This is a genomic window from Acinetobacter lwoffii, from assembly GCF_022809915.1.
Lineage (GTDB): Bacteria > Pseudomonadota > Gammaproteobacteria > Pseudomonadales > Moraxellaceae > Acinetobacter > Acinetobacter lwoffii_M.
The window spans coordinates 1-19,693 of record NZ_JALGQY010000008.1 but is presented as its reverse complement, the minus strand read 5'-3'; the positions used below and the strand labels follow the sequence as shown (position 1 = coordinate 19,693).

Annotated in this window: 20 protein-coding genes and 1 tRNA gene; 8 read left to right on the top strand and 13 right to left on the bottom strand. The window is 41.9% G+C overall.

The annotated features are described in order from the left end of the window. The first annotated feature begins 185 nt into the window (after positions 1–185). Together msrB and MTX11_RS05800 are read left to right on the top strand one after the other, a co-directional pair. The gene (msrB, locus tag MTX11_RS05805) at positions 186–605 is read left to right on the top strand and encodes a peptide-methionine (R)-S-oxide reductase MsrB (RefSeq protein ID WP_004645533.1); all 420 of its coding nucleotides are present in this window, start codon (positions 186–188) and stop codon (positions 603–605) included. Next, positions 602–1,078 carry a glutathione peroxidase gene (locus MTX11_RS05800; RefSeq protein WP_004278946.1) on the top strand — a complete coding sequence of 159 codons (477 nt, stop codon included), beginning with the start codon at positions 602–604 and terminating at the stop codon, positions 1,076–1,078. Before msrB ends, MTX11_RS05800 begins: the two co-directional genes overlap by 4 nt. A 102-nt stretch (positions 1,079–1,180) precedes the next feature. On the opposite strand, the gene dapC is transcribed toward MTX11_RS05800, so the two are convergent. The 7 genes from dapC to MTX11_RS05765 all read right to left on the bottom strand — a co-directional run bounded on the left by dapC (position 1,181) and on the right by MTX11_RS05765 (position 8,232). After that, positions 1,181–2,350: a succinyldiaminopimelate transaminase gene (gene dapC, locus MTX11_RS05795; protein WP_243474609.1), complete on the bottom strand. Its 1,170-nt coding sequence runs from the start codon at positions 2,348–2,350 to the stop codon at positions 1,181–1,183. 17 nt (positions 2,351–2,367) lie between these two features. After that, on the bottom strand, positions 2,368–5,040 hold the full coding sequence (gene glnD, locus MTX11_RS05790; RefSeq protein WP_243474608.1) for a [protein-PII] uridylyltransferase: 2,673 nt from the start codon (positions 5,038–5,040) through the stop codon (positions 2,368–2,370). A gap of 26 nt (positions 5,041–5,066) precedes the next feature. After that, positions 5,067–6,281, bottom strand: coding sequence for a formate-dependent phosphoribosylglycinamide formyltransferase (gene purT / locus MTX11_RS05785; protein ID WP_171057027.1), 1,215 nt, complete (start codon positions 6,279–6,281; stop codon positions 5,067–5,069). A gap of 115 nt (positions 6,282–6,396) precedes the next feature. Further along, a complete protein-coding gene (locus MTX11_RS05780) occupies positions 6,397–6,798 on the bottom strand; it encodes a hypothetical protein (RefSeq protein ID WP_243474607.1) in 402 nt (133 codons plus the stop codon). Between the two features lie 9 nt (positions 6,799–6,807). Further along, positions 6,808–7,041 carry a hypothetical protein gene (locus MTX11_RS05775; RefSeq protein WP_243474606.1) on the bottom strand — a complete coding sequence of 78 codons (234 nt, stop codon included), beginning with the start codon at positions 7,039–7,041 and terminating at the stop codon, positions 6,808–6,810. A 94-nt stretch (positions 7,042–7,135) separates the two neighbouring features. Beyond that, on the bottom strand, positions 7,136–7,483 hold the full coding sequence (ygaH, locus tag MTX11_RS05770; RefSeq protein ID WP_184413294.1) for an L-valine transporter subunit YgaH: 348 nt from the start codon (positions 7,481–7,483) through the stop codon (positions 7,136–7,138). Then, a complete protein-coding gene (locus tag MTX11_RS05765; protein ID WP_243474605.1) occupies positions 7,480–8,232 on the bottom strand; it encodes an AzlC family ABC transporter permease in 753 nt (250 codons plus the stop codon). Before MTX11_RS05765 ends, ygaH begins: the two co-directional genes overlap by 4 nt. A 103-nt stretch (positions 8,233–8,335) precedes the next feature. Here MTX11_RS05765 and MTX11_RS05760 point away from each other — a divergent pair, with 103 nt between their 5' ends. Further along, a complete protein-coding gene (locus MTX11_RS05760; protein WP_005106524.1) occupies positions 8,336–8,833 on the top strand; it encodes a hypothetical protein in 498 nt (165 codons plus the stop codon). 190 nt (positions 8,834–9,023) lie between these two features. Here the strand turns inward: MTX11_RS05760 and MTX11_RS05755 are convergent, their stop codons facing one another. Beyond that, a complete protein-coding gene (locus MTX11_RS05755; RefSeq protein WP_243474604.1) occupies positions 9,024–9,641 on the bottom strand; it encodes a superoxide dismutase in 618 nt (205 codons plus the stop codon). Positions 9,642–9,851: 210 nt separating this feature from the next. After that, on the bottom strand, positions 9,852–10,943 hold the full coding sequence (ychF, locus tag MTX11_RS05750) for a redox-regulated ATPase YchF (RefSeq protein WP_004645523.1): 1,092 nt from the start codon (positions 10,941–10,943) through the stop codon (positions 9,852–9,854). Between the two features lie 294 nt (positions 10,944–11,237). Between ychF and MTX11_RS05745 the strand changes: the two genes are divergently transcribed. Then, complete coding sequence (locus MTX11_RS05745; RefSeq protein WP_004645522.1) at positions 11,238–12,002, top strand: glutathione S-transferase family protein; 765 nt, start codon at positions 11,238–11,240, stop codon at positions 12,000–12,002. 64 nt (positions 12,003–12,066) lie between these two features. Here the strand turns inward: MTX11_RS05745 and MTX11_RS05740 are convergent, their stop codons facing one another. Further along, entirely contained in the window at positions 12,067–13,956 is a 1,890-nt protein-coding gene (locus MTX11_RS05740) for a hypothetical protein (protein ID WP_243474603.1), read from the bottom strand. A 380-nt stretch (positions 13,957–14,336) separates the two neighbouring features. On the opposite strand from MTX11_RS05740, the gene MTX11_RS05735 reads away from it, so the two are divergent. Beyond that, a complete protein-coding gene (locus tag MTX11_RS05735; RefSeq protein ID WP_004645518.1) occupies positions 14,337–14,807 on the top strand; it encodes an Lrp/AsnC family transcriptional regulator in 471 nt (156 codons plus the stop codon). Between the two features lie 68 nt (positions 14,808–14,875). Here the strand turns inward: MTX11_RS05735 and MTX11_RS05730 are convergent, their stop codons facing one another. Continuing rightward, positions 14,876–15,625, bottom strand: a complete 750-nt coding sequence (locus MTX11_RS05730) for a YebC/PmpR family DNA-binding transcriptional regulator (protein ID WP_004731522.1) — start codon at positions 15,623–15,625, stop codon at positions 14,876–14,878. 247 nt (positions 15,626–15,872) lie between these two features. Then, entirely contained in the window at positions 15,873–16,427 is a 555-nt protein-coding gene (locus MTX11_RS05725; protein WP_004278932.1) for a 1-acyl-sn-glycerol-3-phosphate acyltransferase, read from the bottom strand. 800 nt (positions 16,428–17,227) lie between these two features. Between MTX11_RS05725 and MTX11_RS05720 the strand changes: the two genes are divergently transcribed. Beyond that, positions 17,228–17,304: transfer RNA gene (locus MTX11_RS05720), tRNA-Ile, on the top strand. A 96-nt stretch (positions 17,305–17,400) separates the two neighbouring features. On the opposite strand, the gene MTX11_RS05715 is transcribed toward MTX11_RS05720, so the two are convergent. Further along, on the bottom strand, positions 17,401–18,294 hold the full coding sequence (locus MTX11_RS05715) for a hypothetical protein (protein ID WP_243474602.1): 894 nt from the start codon (positions 18,292–18,294) through the stop codon (positions 17,401–17,403). 127 nt (positions 18,295–18,421) lie between these two features. Here MTX11_RS05715 and MTX11_RS05710 point away from each other — a divergent pair, with 127 nt between their 5' ends. Both MTX11_RS05710 and MTX11_RS05705 read left to right on the top strand, forming a co-directional pair. Further along, complete coding sequence (locus MTX11_RS05710) at positions 18,422–18,616, top strand: helix-turn-helix domain-containing protein (protein ID WP_243474601.1); 195 nt, start codon at positions 18,422–18,424, stop codon at positions 18,614–18,616. A gap of 17 nt (positions 18,617–18,633) precedes the next feature. Further along, a complete protein-coding gene (locus MTX11_RS05705) occupies positions 18,634–19,662 on the top strand; it encodes a DUF927 domain-containing protein (protein WP_243474600.1) in 1,029 nt (342 codons plus the stop codon). Positions 19,663–19,693 lie beyond the last annotated feature (31 nt).

The following is a 19,693-nucleotide window of genomic DNA, read 5'->3' as shown; positions in this document are numbered from 1 at the left end:
TTGCTCACTAAAAAACATTTAATGTAAAAATTGCTTACTTTTATTTTTATATTTGCTTTCTTTTTGCTTTTTTGGGCATTATATGTCTTTTGTAAAATGTTGAATAAAGACTAGAATTTTTAAAATGAATCACGTAAATATAGGATTATCCTATTTTAAATAGCAAGATAAAAAGGTATGTGATCATGGGAAAACTCAATAAATCAGACCGGGAATGGCAAAGAGAGTTATCACCTGAGGAGTTTCGCATTACGCGCGAGAAGGGAACCGAGCCGGCATTTACTGGAAAATACTGGAATACCAAGCAAGATGGCACCTATGTATGCCGTTGCTGCGGCACGCCACTGTTCTCGTCTGAGACCAAGTATGACAGCGGCTGTGGCTGGCCAAGTTTCTACCGTCCCGTCAGCAGTTCGGTGGTAGAAGAATTACCTGATACTTCACACGGAATGGTCAGAACTGAGATTGTTTGTCATCATTGTGACGCACATTTAGGGCATGTTTTCCCAGATGGTCCAGAACCGACGGGTTTACGTTATTGTGTCAACTCGGCTTCTTTAGACTTAGAAACACAAGAAAAAAATGATGAGGAAACCTATCCATGACTAACATTTATCAGTTCGAAGCTGAATTGTTAGATGGCAAAAGCAAGCCACTTGCAGATTATGAAGGCAAGGTACTTTTGATCGTCAATACAGCGAGTAAGTGTGGTTTTACCCCACAATTTTCAGGATTAGAAAAACTTTACGAAAAATATAAAGATCAAGGTCTGGAAATTTTGGGATTTCCATGCAATCAGTTTGGTGGTCAAGATCCGGGTTCCAATGAACAGATTGGTGAATTTTGCCAGAAGAATTACGGGGTATCTTTCCCGATGTTTTCCAAGGTGGACGTCAAAGGCCCTGAAGCGCACGCCATTTTTCGATATTTAACCAATAATTCCAAAGGTATTTTGGGTAATGGAATTAAATGGAATTTTACCAAGTTTCTGATTGGCCGTGATGGCAAGGTATTGAACCGTTTTGCTCCAACCACCAAGCCTGAAGATCTTGAAGATGAAATTGCCAAAGTATTGTAATCATTAGTGTCATATTCTCAGTATGAGATAAAAACAGAATTCATCTAGTGTTAATTAAAAAACCCACTTTAATTCAGTGGGTTTTTTAGTCATGATTAAAACTTAGAGAATAGCTTTCAGGCGTTGAATGACTTCTTCACATTGCGCCAGATCGGCTACGAGTGCTAGACGTACATGATTTTCACCCGGATTACCCTGTTCAGTATCGCGGGATAAATAACGACCCGGAAGTACTTTAATATGTGCTTCTTCCATCAAATGTTTGGCAAAGGCTTCATCATTGTCAACTTTTAACCAGTAATAGAAACCTGCATCCGGTTTTTTGAGTGGCAATAAATGTCCGAGTTCCTGTTGAAATAAATCAAACTTGGCACGGTATTGCACCCGGTTTTCTTCCACATGCGCTTCATCATCCCAGGCAGCGATTGAAGCCAGTTGATGTTGTACCGGCATCGCTGCGCCGTGGTAAGTACGATATTGCAAATAAGGTTTTAACAGGCTGGCATCACCGGCAACAAAACCTGAACGCATACCCGGAAGGTTAGAGCGTTTAGACAGTGAATGGAACACCACGCAGTTTTTATAGTCATCCCGGCCGATTTCAGCACAAACTTCCAGTAAACCTACAGGTGCCTGATCAAACCACAGCTCCGAATAGCATTCGTCTGAAGCAATCACAAAGTTATATTGATCCGACAGGGCAATCAGTTTTTTAAACTGTTCTTTAGACAGCACTGCACCGGTTGGATTGCCCGGAGTACAGACAAATAACAGTGCCGTTTTTTCCCAGACTTCTGCCGGAACAGCATCAAAATCACCAAGGTAGTTATTTTCTTCAGTACAGTTGATGAAATATGGTTTTGCACCTGCGAGCAGTGTTGCACCTTCATAAATCTGATAAAACGGATTCGGCATGACCACATAAGGTGCCTCTTCCCGATTCACCAAAGCCTGTACAAACGAGAAAATCGCTTCACGCGTACCGGAAACAGGCAGGATATTGCTGTCTGTACTAATGCTATTGAGCTTAAAACGGCGTGTCAGCCATTGGGCAATACTTTCGCGTAGCTCAGGCAGGCCTTTACTGTTTGGATAGGTCGATAAATGTTTAAAGTTATCAATAATCGCTTGTTTCACAAACTCCGGTGCAGGATGCTTTGGTTCACCAATCGACAGGGGAATTAAGGGCATATTTGCAGGCTGGATATCCGCAAAAAGCTGATTTAACTTTTCAAACGGATAAGGGTGCAGTAGAGACAAGCTAGAGTTCATGAATAAGTAACCGCGTTTTAATGTGAGTGTTGACTACAAACCTGATGAGAGGCTTCATCCAGTGCAGTTTTAAGTGCAGCTGCAAATTCAGCAGATTCTTCAGGTGTCATAGGGTTGCCATCTTTTTTGGTAACAAAGAATATATCTTCGGCACGTTCGCCAAGTGTGGCAATTTTGGCAGAGTGGATATCCAGGCCTTGCATCATAAATAAACCACCGATTTTGGCAAGTAAGCCAGGGTGATCGAGAGTGGAAATTTCAACCATATTTTGATTCAAGGCAGGATTGATACTGATGTCGACTGTATTTTCAATATCGAAATGACGTAATTGACGTGGGATCCGGCGCTGCATCAAACCCGGATATTCATCTGAATGACTCAAGGCATCTTTCAGGGCTTCAATCACTGTGGCTTCGCGTTCCGGATCGGTCAATAAGGTACCGAAACGGTCGAGTACCACATAGGTATCCAGACTGAAGGCTTTAGTCGCTGTAATAATCCGTGCGTCTTGTACATCCAGATTCATACGATCCAGAATAGCCACGGTGGTGGCAAACAGGTTGGGTTGATCCTGCGTATAAATAAAGATCTGTACCGCATCCTGCGCATATTTACGGTGCGCCCGCATCAGCACCAGTGGGGCAGGATTATCGCCGTGTTGTAAAATGGCACGGGTATGCCAGGCAATTTCATCTGCTGTTTCTTTGAGGAAATAGTCATCACCAAGTTCCTGCCAGACTTTTTCTACCTCATCCAGTGAGAAGTCCTGAACCAGAAGTTCACTGGCTGCAAATTTAGTATCTTCAATCAGCATTTGATAATCAACCGGACGGCCCAGACCAGAACGGATTACATCGCGCGCCTGAGTGTACAGCTGACGCATCAGCGAGGCGCGCCAGGTATTCCATAGCTTCGGATTGGTGGCGTTAATATCGGCAACTGTCAGAGTGTATAAATAATCCAGATGTTCCATATCACCCATTTTTTCGGCGAATTCTTTGACCACATCCGGATCGGAGATATCTTTTTTCTGGGCGGTGACAGACATCACTAGATGATTCTGGATCAGCCAGGCCACCAGATTGCTTTCGCGTTCAGTAAAACCGTGGCTCCGGCAGAATTTAATCGCATCGCTAGCGCCGAGTTCACTGTGATCACCGCCACGACCTTTAGCAATATCATGGAAAATTGCCGCCAGATAGACGATGTCACGACGGGTCAAACGCTGGAATACTGAACTGACTACCGGGAATTCCTTGGCAAATTCAGGTTCTTTAAAGCGGTTTAAATTACGTAGCAGCAATAAGGTATGCGCATCGACCGTATAAATATGGAACAGGTCATATTGCATCAGTCCCAGAATTTGTCCAAATGCAGGAATATAGTTTCCGAGCACGCCATAACGCTTCATCGCGACCATAGTATCGTAGAGTCGATGTGGTGAACGGATAATCGCCATAAACAGTGCCTGATGCACCGGATTATCACGGAAATCCTGATCAATGCGTTTTCCCGCCAAGGTCAGCAGGCGTAAGGTGCGTGCACGAATGCCTTCGATTTCAGGACGATTGGCTAGTAAATAGAAAATTTCCAGAATTGCGTTTGGATTTTCCGAGAAAATCTTGTGATGCTGCACAGCCAGTTTGCCATCGACCAGTTTAAAGTTCTGGTTGATTTCTTCGATCTGGCGTTCATATTGCGGTAAACGTGGCGTAATGACCGATTCATTAAAATAGGCCAGCAGCATTTCGTTCAGCGTAGACACTTGCTGTGCACTGCGATAATAGCGCTTCATGAACTGTTCAATTGGATAGTTCGGATGATGCGCCTCTTCACGTACATAGCCAAATTTGGCAGCAATATCACGCTGATAATCGAACAATAAGCGGTTTTCATCGCGCTTGGTCAGGCGGTGCAGGTGATGACGGATTTCCCAGAGGAAACTTTCGGCTTCCTCAAGCACACCGAGTTCAAATTCTGAAATAAAACCGAGATGTACCAGATCATAAATGCGATTGACGCGGAAATGCCGTTTGGCAATCCAGCCAATCTGGTTGATATCACGGATGCCACCCGGCGCATTTTTAATATCCGGTTCCAGATTGCTTTCGGTATTGTTGTGCTGAGCATAGCGTTTATGCTGCTCATCCATCTTGGCATCAAAAAAAGTTTTGTCAGTCCAGGTACGTGACACGATACGACGTGGCCATTTGCACAGGTTTTCATTGCCAATAATCAGGCGGGCTTCGATCAGGGTGGTGGCGACGGTCAGATCACTGCTGGCCTGATTGACACATTCATTGATGGTGCGGACACTGATACCGGGTTTGAAATTCCCCACGTCCCAAAGCGATGAAATGAATGTAGAAATCAGTTGTTCCTGTTCCGGGTTAATCTCGTCTTCTGACAAGATCATGATGTCGACATCAGAATAAGGCAGCATTTCACGACGGCCATAGCCTCCGACTGCAAACAGGGCCAAATCAGTTTGATCCAGTTCGGCATGCTGCCAGAGAAACTGCAATGCTTCATCAATCAGGTTGGAACGCGCCAGAATAATATCCCGAATCGACTGGCCATTTTCAAAACTTTCCTGAAGCTGATTTTCGACATCACTGCGCCATTGATTGATGGCTTTAATGTCATGGTTGCTTTTAGCGTAATTCAGCAGTGGATGGGTGTTGATCATGTACAGTCGTCCGTTGGTATTTCAGCTTAGTTTTGGTTGACGCTAACTTGGTTGGCGACCTGGAGGGCCAGTTCACGTGCCTGTTCAATAGTTTCTGCACGTGCCGTGGCAACGCCCATACGACGACGTTTAAAACCTTCTGGTTTGCCAAACAGGCGCAAATCGGTATTGCCGTCTGCTAAAGCAAGATTCAGGCCAGAAAATGAAAGATTACGGCCATCTACTCCAGCATAAATTACCGCACTGGCAGCCACACTATGTCGTGCAGTATTCACCGGCAAGCCTAAAATAGCACGTGCATGCAGCTCAAATTCACTTTGAAATTGGGAGGCTAAAGTCACCAGTCCAGTATCGTGTGGACGTGGGGAAACCTCACTAAACCATACTTTGTCGCCTTTTACAAAGAGTTCCACTCCAAAGATTCCGCAGCCACCAAGTGCTGTAGTGACCTTGTTGGCAATGCGCTTGGATTCTTCCAGCGCGGCTGGAGTCATCGGTTGAGGCTGCCAGCTTTCCACATAATCACCTGAGTCCTGACGATGTCCGATCGGGTCGCAATAAGACGTTTCGATTTCGCCGGTTTCTGGATTTTTTGCACGAACAGTCAATAAGGTAATTTCAAAATCAAAGTCAATTTGTGATTCTACAATCACAGTACCCTGATTGACCCGGCCACCGGTTTGCGCATATTCCCAGGCAGCATCGACTTCATCAAAACGGGTAACACGAGACTGACCTTTGCCTGAAGATGACATCACCGGTTTCACAAAGTTTGGATAGCCGACATCGTCACAGGCCGCGCGGAAGGATTCTAAACTGTCGGCAAAACGGTAAGCTGAAGTTGGCAGACCGAGTTCTTCCGCAGCCAGACGACGAATACCTTCACGGTTCATGGTCAGATTGACGGCTTTAGCAGAAGGAATGACTGTAGCAATGTTCTGGGCTTCTATTTCAAGCAGAACTTCGGTCGCAATCGCTTCAATTTCAGGAACAATTAAATGTGGCTGGATTTGATTGATGAGTTGTTTGAGTTCTACAGCATCTGCCATATTCAAGGTATAGGAATAATGCGCAACCTGCATGGCAGGGGCATGATCATAACGGTCAGCAGCATGAACTTCGACTCCAAGGCGTTGTAGTGAAATCACCACTTCCTTGCCCAGTTCACCAGAACCCAATAATAGAACTTTATAGGCAGAAGATTGAAGGGGAGTACCAATAGTCACGCTCATGTGGATCATCCATGCTTGATTTTATGGACTTTTAGCATAGCAGAACTGAGCCGACAGTTAAGCCAAGATTCATACAAAATTGTGATATTGACCAACAGTTTTATTTATAAAGTTTTTCTAGATTTTAATAAGGAGGCGCTGTCATTTTCACATCGCTGTCAGACTGCGTTTGCAGAAGATAAATCCCGCTTTGAGACTTGAGCTTTTCTATTTGTGCAACTTGTTCAGTATTGATATTTAGCATCTTTAACAGACGTAATGTACGAACATGCAGGAAATACGCATAGGGCAATACAAAAGGCAGTACCAAGCACAGCAAAAATAACAGTAGCCCAAAAACTGTGAATTGAATGCTGTCTCGCAAGACGGCGGCGAGCTGGAACTGATCTGCTGAAAAGGTGGTAGCTGAAAAAAGAATAATAAGGAGCGCAAATAAACTAGCAAAAATTTTTAGAGCATTCGGCAGGATACTATGTATGAAGCTCCACTTACCTAAGATCAATGTCAAAGGATGAAGATGCAGCACGTGTTGACTCTAATTAAGCATGGCAATAATTTGATGAGTGCCATTCTTTTCAATATAAACCACACGGACTTGATCCGCCGGCTGCACATGTACTTTAACAAAATGTCCGGTAAAATTCTGAGCATTGATAAAACATTCAAAATACTGTCCCGGTAATTCATATCGATGAAACACGGTTAACATTTCATCGCGCTGATGATGAATAAAGATTTTTCCTTCAATTGCCAGTTTCGCTGCAAACATGGCTATCTTTCCTGGTTTTCATTGTTATATAAAAAAAGACTTATACGTTAAGTTTAGCATAAGTCTTTGTTTCAATTGATCAACTAGTTAAAGCTTAAAAGGGTACTGCAACATAGGTGTAAACCAACCCATAGGTTAGTGCTGCAGTTAGGGTCGCCATCACGATACGTTTAAACTTAAAGTACAAAACCGTGAGCACAATAAAGCCAACCAGCATCGCAAAACTTTTATTCGGCGTTTCTAATAAAGGTGGCAGGGTAGCAACCACCAGCATAGAGCTGATCGCAGCAATACCGATTGAACCCAAGGCAATTTTAAGCCACAACGCTCCGCGTTTTTGCGAACCTTGCTGAAATTTCTGAATGACAAAAAAAGGACCAAAGCGTGAGGCAAAATTGGCGATTCCGACTAAAATCCCGACCAGAATAATCTCTAGATTCATGTTTGATCTCCTGTGTGCTCAGGATCTGGCTGCTTCAAAATATAGTGTTTGAATAGGCCGGCAAAAATACCGGAACTGATACCGATAAAGATCGCGGCGGACAGGTCGATAAAATAACAGGCCACAGCAGAAACCAGAATCGTGACAGCTACAACAAAAGTATGTTTTTTCTCAAAAGCTGCCAACAAGAAACTCAGGAACAGCGCAGGTAACAAGAAATCCAGTGCTGCCTGCAAGAACTGTGGCAAGTTACTGACCTGATCGGCAAATAAGCCACCGAGGAAAGATCCGAGTGCCCAGGACATCCAGCTAAACAGGCTTAAACCGAGCATCCAGGATTCTGACCATTCCTGTCGCCGTTGCGAGAGCTTGATCATGCCGGAGGCAAAAACTTCATCGGTCAAACCCCAAGACCAGATTGCCGTTTTCTTTAAATTCAGCCGGTCTTGAATCAGATTTTGTAACGCAGGGCCATAAAGCAGATGACGAATGTCTAAGGCAATCACGGTTAATGCCGTCATCCAGATAGATGTTCCACTACCTAAGAGAGCAACCACCAGGAACTGGCTGGCACCTGCATACATCGAGCAGGACAGGAACAGTGCTTCCCAGGCGGTAAAGCCAAACTGAGTGGCTGAAACACCAAAAGCAAACGACACTGGTAAATAAGTGAAGATAATCGCTTGGCTATCTTTTGCACCTTGCCAGAAGCCAGCAGGTTGCGTAGCGAGTTGATTCGGTTCAGACACGACACACCTTGAAGGAGAGTTGAACGATGGGTCAAATGAAGATTGTGTATTCTACGTGAATTTAATAGCATAGTGCCGAAATGTTTAAATTGGCGAGCCTGATATGTGGATGTTCAAGACACGTGCGATGCTGACTGCTGCTTTAATAAGCACGGCAATATTGTTACAAGCGTGTGGGAATGACAGTCAATCGACTGATAAGCCAGAAATTAAACCGGCACCTAAATTGACTAATGATGCGACGACTTATGCCAATGCCGCATGGCAACTGATCAATGAAGTGGATCCACTGGTCTATAATAAAGAAGTGGATCAGCTGGAAACACAGGTACGTCAACCAGCACGTAAATTGAGTACAGACTGGCGTATTAATGTCAAAATGACCGATTCGGTGACCGAAGGCAAATATGCTCTGTGTCGTAAAGCTTTGACCAGTCTGGAAATCTGGGCGCGGACGACCATGGAAAATGGCAACAGCCTGCAACAAAAACAGGCGGATTATGAGCGGGATAAACTGCAATGTCAGAATGCCATTGCCCATCCTGCACTCGGAAATACCGATCCTAAGCAAAAAGGTACTGCAATTGCCAATATGCAATAAACCTTTGCCCATTTAAATGTACTTATAAAAAGCCAGTCTGAATGACTGGCTTTTTTAGCAAAATAAGCTTTAAAAATAGGGCATCCACATATGTTCTAATAAAAGTACCATTACACCGCAGATCAGGAGTGTGCTGCCAATCATGCGTTGAATCAGCATACGTGTAGACATGGCAGATCTCCTCAAAGATTTAAAGTGCGTTTAACGCTTCCAGATAACGACGATTTACTTCTTTCCAGTTCACGACATTGAAAAAAGCTGAGATATATTCCGGACGACGGTTTTGATACTGTAAATAATAGGCATGTTCCCAGACATCCAGACCTAAAAGGGGAATATTGCGATGTATCAGCGGAGAATCCTGATTGGCGCTACTTTCTACAATAAGCGTTTGATCTGGCGCCATACTTAACCAGGCCCAACCACTACCAAAACGGCTAAGCGCTGCTTGGGTAAACGCTTCTTTAAATGCCTCGAATCCTCCTAATTCATGTTCGATCGCTTTGGCAATTTCAGCTTCGGGATGACCACCGCCGTCTGGACTCATCACTGTCCAGAACAGGGAATGATTGGCATGTCCACCGGCATTGTTGATCACGTTCTGTTTGAGTTGCTCGGGCACTTCATTGAATTTGCTAATTAATGCTTCGACTGATAAATCTTCCCACTCTGTACCCGCGATTCCTGCATTGATATTATTGATATAGGTTTGATGATGCTTGCTATGATGAATTTCCATAGTCTTGCTATCGATATGAGGCTCTAGCGCATCATAAGCATAAGGCAGTACAGGCAAGGTGTAACTCATTGGCAGGATTCCTTGGGGAGAATGGAGTTAGGTTATTTTTCATTAGATTTAAGATACACTCTAATTTAATATTCATATATGAGAATAGTTATCATTATTGTTAATATGTGTTGATCTTATGCGCTTCCAGGAAGCCTGTTATACGTATGAATCCTCTTTTTATAAGCAATAAAAAAGCCCCAAGAAGGGGCTTTTTTTAACAGCAATGACTTAAACGTTAAAACGGAAGTGTAAAACATCGCCATCCTGAACGATGTAAGTTTTACCTTCTAGACGCCATTTGCCTGCTTCTTTCGCACCGGCTTCGCCGTTGTACTGCACGAAATCATCATAAGCGATACATTCTGCACGGATAAAGCCTTTTTCAAAGTCGGTATGAATCACGCCCGCTGCCTGTGGTGCAGTTGCGCCAACTTTTACGGTCCAGGCACGAACTTCTTGTACGCCCGCGGTGAAGTAAGTTTGTAGGCCAAGCAGTGAATAACCTGCACGAATTACAACGTTTAAACCCGGTTCTTCCATGCCCATTGCTTCAAGGAATTCAGCACGGTCTTCATCTTCAAGCAATGAAATTTCAGCTTCAATCTGGTTGCAAAGTGGAACCACAATCGCATTTTCTTCAGCGGCTAATTTTCTGACTGCATCTAAATGCGGGTTGTTCTCAAAACCGTCTTCAGCAACGTTGGCAATATACATCGTTGGTTTAAGCGTCATTAAACCAAAGCCACGTACCAGCTTGCGTTCGTCATCATCTAGGTCCGCTGCGCGAGCCGGTTTACCTTCATCCAGTAAAGGCTGGATTTTTTCCAATACAGCTTTAGTGGCTAGCGCTTCTTTGTCACCACCTTTAGCAGATTTAGTCAAACGCGTAATTGCTTTGGCTACAGCATCTAAGTCTGCGAGCGCAAGTTCGGTATTAATCGTAGCGATGTCATCCAGTGGATCAATACGACCATTCACATGAATGACGTTTTCATCTTCAAAACAACGCACAACGTGAGCAATTGCATCAGTTTCACGAATGTTGGCCAAGAACTGGTTACCCAAGCCTTCGCCCTTAGAAGCACCCGCTACCAGACCTGCGATGTCTACAAATTCCATAGAAGTCGGAATAACACGTTGCGGTTTAACAATTGCAGTCAATTTGTCTAAACGTGGATCAGGAACAGGTACAATCCCGGTGTTTGGTTCGATCGTACAGAAAGGGAAGTTTTCTGCAGCAATAGCAGCTTTGGTTAAGGCATTGAAAAGTGTAGATTTACCAACGTTCGGCAAGCCGACAATACCGCAATTAAAACCCATGAAATAACTCACAAAAGCGTTATATAAAAATTGCTCCCGATTTTACATGAAAGCACAGCTAAAGTCAGGTCATGCGCTTGTGGTTTATTGCAATCAAATGCTTCTGACGACCTAAAATGACTCGCTGAGCTTTCCGGGATGTATCGTGAGTCCACCAACCATAGAGGAATAATCAGCCAGTATTTTACTTTTGAATAAAAATCACATTGTTTTTCTAAAAGTGAGTGACTAAAGTATCTGAATAAAACGGCGGCCTACACGCCCTGATCCAATAACGATAAACATGGAGCATACATGCGAACTTTATACCAGTTTCCTTTATCTCACTTTTGCGAAAAAGCACGTTGGATGCTGGACCATAAAGAGCTGTACTATGTTGCTCACAATCTGATACCCGGGGTACACCGCGCTTTTGCCCGCCTGAAAACAGGTCAGAATCGTCTGCCTATTTTGCGTGATCAGGATCGATGGATCGCAGATTCCACCCAGATTGCTCTGTATCTGGATGATACTTATCCAGAACATCGTTTACTGCACGCGGAAGGATATTTTCGAAATAAAGCTTTAGAAATTAATGAAATTACTTTGGAATTGGGTCGTCATGTCCGTCGCTGGATGCTCTCTCAAGCACTGACTTCTGATCATGAATCTCTGGATATTTTAATTGGTGAGCAGGGCTATCTGCGCCAGTTTGAAAAATTTTCTAAACCTTTATTGAAAGCGATGGTGGCCAAGGGGTATGCATTGAATGAGGAAACCGTGGCGGAATCTAAACAACACATCGATGTTGCTGTACAGCAGCTCAATCAGATGCTGGTCAGCCAAGGTGGGCATTATTTTGTCGGAAATCGTTTAGGTCTGGCGGATATTGCAGTCTGTTCCATGTTGGCACCGCTTCTGGCGATTCCAGGTACGCCGTGGGAAAAAGAAAATTTTGAAACCTTGTCCGAAGAATATCGCGACTATCAGCAGTATTTGAATGAGCTACCACTGGGTGAATATATTTGCCGTATTTACCGAACCGAACGTAATGCGCGGGTAGACTGGCGTGGTGTATAAGTTTAAATGCTACTCTCAGAATTAAAAAACGCGCATGAAGCGCGTTTTTTTGATGAGATTATGATTAACCCCAAGGATTAGGCTGGTCGATATCAATATGTTTAGTAAAATTATTGAGGAGTGAACCAAAATCAAATCCGGATGAAGAACCGCCACTGCCGATATTCTGAATTGTATCTTTAATGCCCGGCAGGATAGCAGACAGATGAATATTGGAATCAGTCGTACCCACACCTTGGACAAGATCACCGAGGTCAGGCAATTCAATCGAAAAGCCACTACCAACCAGCTGACCAACACCTTCGGCAATACTGCCTAGGTCAAAGCCGTTTGAAGCAGAGGAAATACCTTCGATCATACCACCCAGATCCAGATCGCTACCGAGATTGAGATTGCCTAATAACCCACCCAAGTCTATGCCATTTGAACCATTCGCAATCAGACCGCTCAGTAAGTCAGTGAAGCCACCGACATCAAAACCACCCGTTGCATTTCCGCCTACAAAGCCGCTAATTAAATTGGTAATAGCACCAAGATCAAAATCACTGCCTGCATTGCCACCGATTAAACCACCCACCAAGCCTGCAATTGCTCCAATATCTATATCACCTAAACTGCCAGAACCGCCGATCAGACCACCGACCAATTCAGCAATTTGTGCGAGATCAATCTCGCCATTGCCACCAATCAGGTTGCCAACCAGATCCGCGATCGCACCGATATCTACACCGCCCAATCCGCCAGAACCACCGATCAGGCCACCAACGAACTGAGCAATTTGTGCAATATCAATCTCACCATTGCCGCCAATTAGGTTGCTGACCAGGCCTGCGATGGCACCAATGTCTACGCCACCTAATCCGCCAGAACCGCCGATCAGACCACCGACCAATTCAGCAATTTGTGCGAGATCAATCTCGCCATTGCCACCAATCAGGTTGCCAACCAGATCCGCGATCGCACCGATATCTACACCGCCCAATCCGCCAGAACCACCGATCAGGCCACCAACGAACTGAGCAATTTGTGCAATATCAATCTCACCATTGCCGCCAATTAGGTTGCTGACCAGGCCTGCGATGGCACCAATGTCTACGCCACCTAATCCGCCAGAACCGCCGATCAGACCACCGACCAATTCAGCAATTTGTGCGAGATCAATCTCGCCATTGCCACCAATCAGGTTGCCAACCAGATCCGCGATCGCACCGATATCTACACCGCCCAATCCGCCAGAACCACCGATCAGGCCACCAACGAACTGAGCAATTTGTGCGATATCAATTTCACCATTGCCACCGATGAGGTTGCTGACCAGACCCGCAATGGCACCAATATCTACGCCGCCTAAACCGCCAGAACCGCCGATCAGGCCACCGACCAACTCGGCAATTTGTGCGATATCAATCTCGCCATTGCTACCAATTAGGTTGCCGACCAGACCTGCGATGGCACCGATATCAATATTACTTGAACCGCCGATCAGGCCACCGACCAGTTGAGAAATTTTACCAATATCAATATTGCCCGTACTGCCGCCCAATAAGCCGCCCACCAGTTTAGAAATAGCCTCAAGATCTAGGCTGCTGCTATTGCTCCCCATTAAGCTCTTTAATAAGTTGGTGACCTGGGTAATATTAAAGCTACCGCCATTGGATTGGGTTAAGCTACTGATCAGGCTTTGAATATTTAAACTTGAGGCATTCGAACCAGAAAATTGAGTTAATAAATTGCTGAGATTTGTCGTACTCAGGCTGCTTCCAGAAAGGAGATTATTTAATAATGAGCTGACTGAAGGTTGAGTATTGGATCCGGTGAGATTGCCAATAAGATTGGTGAGGGTACCTGATGTCGTTCCACCGAATAAGCCGCCCAATAAGCTCTTCGTTTGGGTTTCGACGGTTAAAACAGGACTCACTTTTGTTTTTATCAAGCTTAAAAGTTTAGAAGCCATGACCGTTCCTTGTGTAATATTTTTGAAATGCGCTATTTTTGTTTTTAAAGCGCCTTTGTTTTAATCTATTTCTATACACTTGTAAAAGATGGACGGTTAAGTCGTGTAGGAGCTGAGAGGAATAGCCTATCTGTTGCTATGTTTAGCCAATTTAAATAATTTAAAAATAAAGATTTAACTTAAAATACCATTGGTCATATTTTTAATTAATGCGATTAACGGTCATTTAAATCATCCTGAAAACCGTATTTATAAAATGAAATCCCATTTGGAAAAAAATTTCAGAATATGAAAATTTTGTGAAAAATAAATAAATATTGTATAACAGAGATGGCGCAAAATTTTCTGCATCTATTGATTATTGATATAAGAGTATAAAAATGGAACTGGATCGTTTCGATAAACATATTCTAGAAATATTGACCCATGAAGATGTCAATCTGAATGAACTGTCCGAGCGGGTGAATTTATCTGTCAGTTCGGTGCATCGTAGGATCAAACACTTAATCGATCATAATATTATCAGTGGCTTAAAACGTGAAATCAATTACCAAAAATTAGGTTTCAGTCTGCATGTGCTGTTGCAGGTATCCTTAAGCAAACATGATAGCGATACTTTTGCCAAATTTCTGGAAGAACTGGAAAGTATTCCCGAAGTAATTAATGCCTTTTTGGTCACCGGTCAGTCGGCAGACTTTATTGTTGAAGTCGTGGCAAGAGATATGGAAAATTATAGTGAAATCCTGCTTAAGCGGATTGGAAAAATTGAGCATGTGGTGGCACTGCATTCCAGCTTTGTGATTAAAGAATATAATGTCTTTAACTGTAGCGGATTACTCAATAAAGTTTAATCAAAGCTAGGTTGGTGGACAGCCATAAAAAAACGCACCCTAAGGTGCGTTTTTTGAATCAGACATATTTAAGCATCAAGTTCTGCTAAAACTGCGTCTGAGAATTCAACGTTGGTATAAACGTTTTGTACATCATCCAGATCTTCAAGCATATCAATCATTTTCATGATTTTTTTCGCTTGATCGATGTCGGTGATTTCTGCTTTGGTTGAAGGACTCATCACCACTTCAGCATTGTCAGATTTTAAACCTGCAGCAGTTAAAGCATCTTGAACATCACCGAAAGCTTCAGGTGTAGTAATCACCAGGATTTCATCTTCAGTGACTTCGATGTCTTCCGCACCTGCTTCTAATGCCACTTCCATGATTTGATCTTCCAAAGAAACATCTTCAAAAGTAATCTCGCCACGTTTCGTGAACAGGAATGCCACCGAACCGTTAGTGCCTAGGTTACCATCAGTTTTAGAGAAGCAATGACGTACGTCAGGCACAGTACGGTTCAAGTTGTCAGTCATGGTTTCAACAATAACCGCAACACCACCTACACCATAACCTTCGTAGGTCACTTCTTTCAGGTCGTCGTTATCTTCGCCACCAGCACCACGTTGAATGGCACGGTTGATCACGTCACGTGTCATATTCACTGATAATGCTTTTTCAACCACAGCACGTAGACGAGGGTTGCTTGCAGTATCTGGACCACCAAGCTTTGCAGCAGTGGTTAATTCACGAATGTATTTGGTAAAAACTTTACCACGACTCGCATCTTGTTTTGCTTTGCGATGTTTAATATTGGCCCACTTGGAATGACCCGCCATGCGAACTATGCTCCTTGTAGATTGGCTGTATGCCTATCAGAATGCCGAAATTCTACCATAAGCGTTTTTTTAAAAAAAAGTGCCTGGATTTGAGATTTCAGGATAAAAACAAAAAAAGTGCAATATCGAGGAAAAATAGAAAGAGGATAGGGAGATTTATAATTCTATTTATACATTGATATAGACAGATGACTTGGACATAAAAAGCAAAATCGCTGATTATGTCCGTGCTTTTCTTTTAAAAAGCTTATTCTGGAATAACGATATCTAGGCCAACCTTGTCTTTATATAGTTGCTTGATCAAAGCCAGGTCATGCGCAAGGTCTGTCGGATAGATCTTGCCAAGAATGCCACCTTGCTTGGTTTTGGAATTGGCGTATAACAACACGATTGGTACATTGGCAGCCTTGGCAATATGCCAGAAACCGGTACGGATTGGTTTGCGTGCTTCACCTTGTTTAGCCCGTGTTGCTTCGGGAGCAATCACCAGATTGAACTTTTCATTGTTCTGAAAATGTTCCACCATCTGGGTCACGATATCTTTACTGGCCTTGCGGTCAACCGGAATACCACCCACAGCGTTCAATAGCGGTTTAAACGGTCCTTTAAATAATTCTTTTTTAATCAAGGTATGAACCTTGAGGTCATAAATCTGGAACAGGGCAATTGACAGTACCGCATCCATCATTGAGGTATGTTCAAACCCAATAATGACCTGTTTATCTTCAAGCACATCGGGTTCGACATGATATTGCCAACCTGCAAGTTTAAATGCAGATTCGCCAAGGAATTTATTTAGCATAAGTACGGAGAAGTAAAAGCTGTATGTAGAGAACTGCATAATTTCATCTTGTTCGCCCATACAGTCAATAGGCTTTCCAATAAAATCAGCGAATAATGTAAAAATCTATGATTTATTCATCTTTTTAAGCTGCAAGATTAAGAGTTAATATATATAAATAAAACAATATTAAGATCTTAAAAATATCATTAGATACAAAAGAAGTCTTAAAATGATGAAAAAATGACTATCCAGAGCACACTTTGTTTATTAGACTTTTGTCGAAGAAGAAGACTGATCTAGGTATTTTCTATTTTCTTATTCTTTCTACTCTGAGATTGAAAAGTATGACGTACATGACAACCTTCGTAGTCTCCCTATTGATTTTTGCGCTTATAATTGTATGGTCTTTGATCGAAATTAAGCAGGATTTACATAAAGACGAAGAAATGAAGTCTGAATTCTAGTCATTCTATCTTCTTTAGTTCCAAGCTATTCCTTTAACATTACTGCCTGAGCAATAAAGAATTTTGATATCTTATAGATATACTAAGACTTTAAATCTATCAGTTTTGTCCTTAGTAGACCGGATTAAATTCAAGATAACAGGCTCATTTGTCTTAAATGATGTAGCATGTATCTCATTTTTCTATAGGCCTCCTATACTGAAGTCTTAAGTAACTGAAATTTTGGCTAAGACAAGTCGCCCATGATTGCTGCCTAAATGTTCAAGCAGTTATAAAAGCACTTGTCTTTCCAAAAAATCTTAGCTAGTATTCATGACGCCTGAACTTATTGATAAATAAAGTTTTCAGCATATAGGGCCTATAGCTCAGTTGGTTAGAGCAGCGGACTCATAATCCGTTGGTCGACAGTTCAAGTCTGTCTGGGCCCACCATATAAAACAACCACTTACATGTACTAATTGTAAGTGGTTTTTTTGTTTTTGTATTTTAGTAAGCATATGGTAAGCAACTAGAATCAACGATAAAGATCAAATGATCATAGAAAAATATTTATTTAAGCAATTTTTGTATTCCCTTTGAAATCTCGTTTCAACATATTTGTTTTCAAATTTAACTTTACCGATATTCAGATAGAACCTATCAATAGCACTGATAGGGATTTTTTCATTAGAAATAAAATTCTCAAGCCTTGAATTACTAAGTAGAAGAATTTCTTCGGTGAACGAAGCTAATCTTACATCTACTGTCCATTTTTTTGATCTTTGTTTACGCCAATCAATTACATCTCTCTGTTCTATAGTCAATAAATGATGACTTCTCTTACACATACGGGTACATAGTTCATCAAATAGAAAAATATGGGCTCTTCTTAGATAGGGAGTGTTGATTAAAATATTCTCTAAATTAGTAAACATTAAATCTGCACAAAAATTACTAAGCTCCCAATTGTTCGTGACCTCTCCCCAACTATATAAAAGGTATATTGCACAAAGACTGTCAAGTGAAGGGGAAGAGATGATTTTAGTTAAAAAATTATGGGTTGTGGGAGTGGGGACTCCAAATCCATCTTCAATTATTAATTGTCGAGTTTCCAAAGGCAGTTGATACATTTTTTCAATAATGGATTTTTGCGTATCAAGGCTACCATCACAAAAGCTCCAAATAGGATGCTCAAATATTATTTTGGAAGTTTGTATTTTTCTTTCAGCATAATGCAGCCATGCTTTTGAGGGAGATGATAAGCCAAACTTATATTTTTTAAATATATTATCACTTACATCATATCCAGTGTCTTGATAGATCTGCTTATAAAATTGATATTCAGAACGACAATTCCATGAATTTCTTGCTTCATCACTTAAGAAATCATACCAAGCGATTGTTCTTGCATATTCTGCCTTAGTTCTTTTTTTTCTACCCATTATTTATATCTCTATATCAATAAATATTATAATCACATAGGGTAAAGAAAAAATCAATTTATTGCATATATATCTACCCTATAAAAACTGATTTTATGTGTGAATGCACTTAAATAGGTTGAAAATAATGTCTATCAACATAAACGCATCTAATAAATTGCTGTTAACAACGAATGAAGCAGCATATTTATTAGGTTTGAAACCACAAACCCTAAGAAGGTGGGCAATTTATGAAAATGGGCCTATTACCCCGATTAGGTACGGTCGTCTACTTCGTTGGAATAAAAAAGAAATTTTAGAGTTTGCGCGTGAGTCAACATAAGCTTGAGGTTAAATGAAATGGAAGATAATGAATTTTTAGTCAAGCTGAAGTCTTATGAAAGAATGCGGCATGCAAATGGTTACTTTGAAATAGCTGAAAATGGTATTTGGTTTGTCAAAGATAATGAGAAAGATGAACAAAAATTATTTATTTGTAGTCCAATCATTGTTCTAGCAAAAACTCGGGATGATAGCTCAAATGGTTGGGGACGTCTTTTACAATGGGTAGATGATGCAGGAATACTACATACTTGGGCTATGTCAATGCAATTCTTTCAAACAGATGGCTCTGATATAAGAAAAGCTTTGGCAGACCAAGGGGTAACCATTGCTGTAAATGGATATGAAAGAAAACTTTTTCTTATTTATTTGGCTAATTACCCAACAACACAATTAGCAGTATGTGTTAATAGAGTTGGTTGGTATAAAAACCAATTTATTCTCCCGGACAAAACAATTGGCCAAAACGATGAGAAAGAAATCGTTGTATATCAATCTGAAAATACTTCTCTTAGTAAATATTCAACTAAGGGGACATTACAGGAATGGCAACAAAACATATCGAAGCTTGCTGTAAATCATCCCTTTTTAATATTAGCCATTAGCCTAGCTTTTAGTGGCCAGCTGCTCGAACCTTTAAATCAAAACGGTACTGGTATGCATTTCAAAGGAAAATCAAGCAAAGGTAAAAGCACCGCTGAGTTTGTTGCGTGCACAGTTTTTGGTAAACCTGAATCATATCATTGCACGTGGAGAAATACGGGCAATGCTTTAGAACAAACGGCTTTTATGCATAACGATAGTCTACTCGTATTAGATGAAATAGGGGAAATCCCTAATCCAAAAGAACTTGGAAGTATCGTATATATGTTAATCAATGGTAACGGTAAAGGTCGTATGACTAAATCACTAACTTTAAAGGATAGTAACCGTTGGCGCCTAGTATTTTTGTCAAGTGGAGAAAAAACTTTATCTGAGCTTATGGAGGAAACGGGACAAAATGAGGGCGTTCAAAATTCTGTGTCAGTAAATTTGACTAGATTTTAATTATATCATCTAATCGACCTTCAAAGTAAAT

Coding starts and splice junctions, on each gene's coding strand:
- purT (WP_171057027.1), bottom strand. CDS start 6,281: ATGATCCACATGAGCGTGACTATTGGTACTCCCCTTCAATCTTCTGCC.
- MTX11_RS05705 (WP_243474600.1), top strand. CDS start 18,634: ATGGAAGATAATGAATTTTTAGTCAAGCTGAAGTCTTATGAAAGAATG.
- MTX11_RS05760 (WP_005106524.1), top strand. CDS start 8,336: ATGTGGATGTTCAAGACACGTGCGATGCTGACTGCTGCTTTAATAAGC.
- MTX11_RS05745 (WP_004645522.1), top strand. CDS start 11,238: ATGCGAACTTTATACCAGTTTCCTTTATCTCACTTTTGCGAAAAAGCA.
- MTX11_RS05800 (WP_004278946.1), top strand. CDS start 602: ATGACTAACATTTATCAGTTCGAAGCTGAATTGTTAGATGGCAAAAGC.
- MTX11_RS05775 (WP_243474606.1), bottom strand. CDS start 7,041: ATGTTTGCAGCGAAACTGGCAATTGAAGGAAAAATCTTTATTCATCAT.
- MTX11_RS05725 (WP_004278932.1), bottom strand. CDS start 16,427: ATGCTAAATAAATTCCTTGGCGAATCTGCATTTAAACTTGCAGGTTGG.
- MTX11_RS05755 (WP_243474604.1), bottom strand. CDS start 9,641: ATGAGTTACACCTTGCCTGTACTGCCTTATGCTTATGATGCGCTAGAG.
- MTX11_RS05715 (WP_243474602.1), bottom strand. CDS start 18,294: ATGGGTAGAAAAAAAAGAACTAAGGCAGAATATGCAAGAACAATCGCT.
- MTX11_RS05735 (WP_004645518.1), top strand. CDS start 14,337: ATGGAACTGGATCGTTTCGATAAACATATTCTAGAAATATTGACCCAT.
- MTX11_RS05710 (WP_243474601.1), top strand. CDS start 18,422: ATGTCTATCAACATAAACGCATCTAATAAATTGCTGTTAACAACGAAT.
- glnD (WP_243474608.1), bottom strand. CDS start 5,040: ATGATCAACACCCATCCACTGCTGAATTACGCTAAAAGCAACCATGAC.
- MTX11_RS05740 (WP_243474603.1), bottom strand. CDS start 13,956: ATGGCTTCTAAACTTTTAAGCTTGATAAAAACAAAAGTGAGTCCTGTT.
- msrB (WP_004645533.1), top strand. CDS start 186: ATGGGAAAACTCAATAAATCAGACCGGGAATGGCAAAGAGAGTTATCA.
- ygaH (WP_184413294.1), bottom strand. CDS start 7,483: ATGAATCTAGAGATTATTCTGGTCGGGATTTTAGTCGGAATCGCCAAT.
- MTX11_RS05730 (WP_004731522.1), bottom strand. CDS start 15,625: ATGGCGGGTCATTCCAAGTGGGCCAATATTAAACATCGCAAAGCAAAA.
- ychF (WP_004645523.1), bottom strand. CDS start 10,943: ATGGGTTTTAATTGCGGTATTGTCGGCTTGCCGAACGTTGGTAAATCT.
- dapC (WP_243474609.1), bottom strand. CDS start 2,350: ATGAACTCTAGCTTGTCTCTACTGCACCCTTATCCGTTTGAAAAGTTA.